5 protein-coding genes are annotated in these 4,293 nt (G+C 50.5%); all 5 read left to right on the top strand.

What is annotated here, in order from left to right:
- Nucleotides 1-211, top strand: a 211-nt coding sequence (locus ACTH3S_RS11840) for an SEL1-like repeat protein (RefSeq protein ID WP_441809216.1), incomplete at its 5' end; no start/stop codon positions are given.
- A gap of 330 nt (nucleotides 212-541) precedes the next feature.
- On the top strand, nucleotides 542-1,102 hold the full coding sequence (locus tag ACTH3S_RS11835) for a recombinase family protein (protein ID WP_441809215.1): 561 nt from the start codon (nucleotides 542-544) through the stop codon (nucleotides 1,100-1,102).
- A gap of 82 nt (nucleotides 1,103-1,184) precedes the next feature.
- Complete coding sequence (locus ACTH3S_RS11830) at nucleotides 1,185-1,478, top strand: hypothetical protein (RefSeq protein WP_441809214.1); 294 nt, start codon at nucleotides 1,185-1,187, stop codon at nucleotides 1,476-1,478.
- On the top strand, nucleotides 1,465-3,144 hold the full coding sequence (locus ACTH3S_RS11825; protein ID WP_441809213.1) for an N-6 DNA methylase: 1,680 nt from the start codon (nucleotides 1,465-1,467) through the stop codon (nucleotides 3,142-3,144). The genes ACTH3S_RS11830 and ACTH3S_RS11825 overlap by 14 nt, the downstream gene beginning before the upstream one ends.
- Nucleotides 3,122-4,293 (top strand): type I restriction-modification system subunit M (locus ACTH3S_RS11820; RefSeq protein ID WP_441809212.1); only part of this gene is annotated, 1,172 nt, incomplete at its 3' end. The genes ACTH3S_RS11825 and ACTH3S_RS11820, both read left to right, overlap by 23 nt.

The following is a 4,293-nucleotide window of genomic DNA, read 5'->3' as shown; positions in this document are numbered from 1 at the left end:
TGCCCAATACAATCTGGGGGTTATGTACACTAAGGGGCAAGGTGTTCCTCAAGACTATATTCAAGCTCACACGTGGTCTAACTTGTCCGCTTCACAGGGTGGTAAAAGCGCCGCTAAAAATCGTGATATTTTGGCTGACCTCATGACACCCCAACAAATATCGGAAGCTCAAGCCCTTGCCCGAAAGTGGGTGGCCAAGAACAGGCAGTAACTGGCTGAAATTAAAATGGCAGGGGTGTCGCGACATAAGATTGGCTGGCATGACGCTAGTTGAGTGCGCTTTGGGCCAGAACCACACAGCCTAGTCTGCCGCACCCTTGTTTACCCTGAGTCGATTTGAGACAGACCTCAGGCACTTTGCATTTCTTCTTTTGGTTATCCCTCTTTCTTTTGGTTATCCCTCTTTGATGCTTACTCCTGAGCGTTCAAGAAATGGTCGTTTGTTGGACGTTCTCGTTCACTCCCCAAAAATACCCGATTTCGGCTTGTTTCGCGTCCAACAATCACGTACAACAATCTATGAACAGAAAAGGTACCTTTTATGATCATAGGTTACGCACGGGTCAGCACAAACGACCAAAACCCGGAGCTCCAGGTGGATGCCTTGGAGAAAGCCGGAGCCGAACAAGTCTTCCAGGAAAAATTTACCGGGACATTGAAAGAGCGACCCGAGCTGTCGCAATGCTTACGTATGCTGCGGAAGGGCGATGTTCTGGTCGTCTGGAAGCTCGATCGTCTGGCTCGCTCCCTGAAAGACCTCGTGGAAATTGTGCAGGATCTCCATGATCGGGGGGTTGGCTTCAAATCCCTGACGGAATCCATCGACACAACCAGTTCAGGTGGGCGCTTGGTCTTCCATATCTTCGGGGCGCTAGCTGAGTTTGAGCGTGACCTGATTCGGGAGCGGACGATAGCTGGACTACAGGCCGCTCGTGCGAGGGGACGGAAAGGAGGGCGTAAACCAGCCTTGTCGGATACCGATATAAAGAAGGCGTCGGCTATGTTGCTAGACCCAAGTATTACGAAAAAAGAAGTCGCGGAGCATTTCAGGGTTTCGAGGACGACTCTCAACGCGGCTTTGAAAAGAACTGCGAGGGATTAGTAAAGAAAGCGTAAAATAGTTGTTGACGGATAATCTAGTTTGAGCCAAACTACTTTCAATCGTTCAAACAAGGAGATTTCCCGTGGCAAAAACAAGACATATTCACAAACGCATGAGCCAGCGAGGCATTAATTCTCGACTGGTTGATTTGGTCACACAATTCGGAGTAGATCACGGTGACAAGTGCATCCTCACCCGTAAAAACACCGAAGCATTGATCGGTGCTGTAGACACCCTGAGAAGCCAGCTCATAGAAGTGCAATCCAAAGGCGGGCTGGTCGTGGTGGAGCAAGGCGATTATCAGATCACCGTTTATTCGCTCGACAGCTATTCACGCAAAAAAGCCAAGGAAGGAGATCGCCGTGTACTCCACTGAACAAAAAGCTCTTACCAAAATTGCAGCTACTCTTCGTGATGCTGGCATTCCGAGTAACCGCCTAGTTGATGAGATGGCCCTACTCGCTACATGGGCGAAGGCTAGCTATGATCAGCACGGCGATGTGTGCTGGAATGAGCAGCAACCTGACCTTCCGTATGCCTTTTCTGAAATGGCGAAACGTTTGGGTGAACACGGCTCTGTGTTTAAAGAATCATGTCTGTTGGACAGCCTTTCTGGTGCTGAAACCAATGAGATATTGGCGTGTTTAAGGCAGTTCTCAGGCGTATCGGGTGGAAAGCTTTCAGAAGCACTTGTGGGCATTGCTGAAAAGGTTGGTCACCCAAATCAGATGATCACTATGGAGACTGGGCAACTTCTGGTCGACCTTTGTGATCCGCAGAACGGCGAGGTAGTGCTGAGCCATGAGGCGTCTATACCTGCCCTCGTCGCATTGAACGCTGGAGACACCGCAACAATGCGTATGCGGTGCCGTTCCCCTTTCGCGGTGGCCGTTAGCTATCTCCTGGGTGTCAAAGTCGAAGTAGAAGAATCTGTGGGTTTTGAAGATGCGCCTATGTCTTCAGAGTTCGTTATTTCGGTTCCACCCTTGCAGGCACCCAACTTCTCAAAAACCTCAAAGCTTAAGTCGGATGAGTTGGCTGCTTTGCGGGTAGCTCGGGAATGTCATTCCAGAGGTGTTGTCTGTGCAGCGCCCAGTATTTTGTTTTCTCGGGCTGCAATGAGCATTCGGGAGGAATTAATCAACAATAATTGGCTGCATGCGGTTATCGGATTGCCTAAAGGCACACTTCTGAATACCGGTGTTGCACCGATTTTGTTGGTAATCGACAAGCATCGAGAAAAAGACGCCCCAGTGGCTTTTGTGGAGGCCGTTTCATCACAGTCGAGCGAAACGTTTGACCAACTTACCCAAGCTCTTACAAGTAGTTATAAACCGGAAAATGGGGCTTTAGCCTCTAGCCTTGATATTCAGAAAAACGATTACGATCTGACAATCAGTCGCTACAAACTTGGTCAGGCAACACAAAAGTTGGCACGTCTCGAAAACACTGTTCTGCTCGACGGAGTTGCCGACATCATCAGAGCCCAGAGTTTGAAGGACAGCGAAGATGCGTCAGGTACAACTGTATTTTTGGAAGCATCGGTACGTGACATCACTGAATCTGGACGGTTAGCGGCTCCATCAAAAACCATGCATGTCGACAAGAAGCAGCTTCGACGTGCGCAAGGCCAGCGTCTTTATTCAGGTGACATTTTATTTACTGTTAAAGGAAGCGTCGGACGGGTCGCTTTTATTGATGACACCTGTGGCGATAACTGGATCGCTGGGCAGGCCTTTATCATTCTCCGGCCAAAGCTTACGAACGTCCCTGCAGCCTATTTATACCGTTACTTGGCATCGTACTTAATCCAGGAGTATGTCCAGGAAATTGCCACTGGCAGCGCCATGGCATTATTGAAGGCGGCAGACGTGTCAGCTATTCCTGTGCCGCTACCTACTCCAGAAATATTGAAATCCATCGAAGAAACGCATCGAGAAATATTGTCCGAATACATGGCCATACAATCGCACCGCGACACAATTAGTCGCCTAGAACAACAAAACTGGTCATTTGACAATGAACACAAGGCTGAACACTGACATGAACAAAGACGACATCAAGCAAGAGCAGATAAACAAAGCAGTCTGGAACGCCTGCGACACCTTCCGAGGCACCGTTGATCCCAGTATTTATAAGGACTACGTGCTGACCATGCTGTTCGTAAAGTACCTATCCGACGTTTGGCAGGATCACTACGACAAGTACGTGGAAGAGTACGGTGATTCGCCGGAGCTTATCGAAGAACTGATGAAGAACGAGCGCTTCGTGTTGCCAGCCGACGCGGGTTTTTATGCTCTGTACGAGCGTCGTCACGAGCCGGGCTGCGGTGAGCGGATCGACAAAGCTCTGCACGCCATTGAAGAAGCGAACACCGGCAAGCTGGCCGATGTGTTCCAAGACATCAGCTTTAACTCCACCAAGCTGGGCGATGAAAAGCAGAAGAACGACATTCTTCGTCACCTGCTGGAAGACTTTGCCAAGCCAGAGCTGAACCTGCGTCCGAGTCGGATCGGTAATCTGGATGTCATTGGTAACGCCTACGAATACTTGATCAAGAACTTTGCGGCCACCTCCGGCAAGAAGGCTGGCGAGTTCTATACCCCGCCGGAAGTCTCCGAGCTGATGGCCGAGATCGTGGACCCGAAAGAGGGCGATGAAATCTGTGACCCGGCCTGTGGTTCAGCCTCCCTGTTGCTCAAGTGTGCCAACCAGATCCGTAAGGGCAACGACGGCTCCAAGAACTTTGCGCTGTTCGGTCAGGAGGCCATCGGCAGCACCTGGGCCTTGGCGAAAATGAATATGTTTCTGCACGGGATCGACAACCATAAGCTGGAGTGGGGCGATACCATTCGTAACCCTCTACTGTTGGATGAAAACGGCGGCCTGAAGCACTTTGATATTGTCGTGGCCAATCCACCGTTCTCACTAGACAAATGGGGGCATGGAAACGCGGAGAACGATCCTTACTCTCGGTTCCGTCGTGGTGTACCGCCTAAGACCAAGGGTGACTACGCCTTTATCCTGCACATGATCGAAACCCTGAAGCCGAAGACCGGGCGCATGGCCGTTGTGGTTCCCCACGGTGTCCTGTTCCGAGGCTCAAGTGAAGGCAAGATTCGCCAGAAGCTGATCGAAGAAAACCTGCTGGATGCCGTCATTGGCCTTCCCGAAAAGCTGTTCTACGGCAC

The sequence above is a fragment of the Marinobacter sp. genome (assembly GCF_052094685.1).
Lineage (GTDB): Bacteria > Pseudomonadota > Gammaproteobacteria > Pseudomonadales > Oleiphilaceae > Marinobacter.
This window is presented reverse-complemented; position numbering and strand designations above follow the sequence as displayed.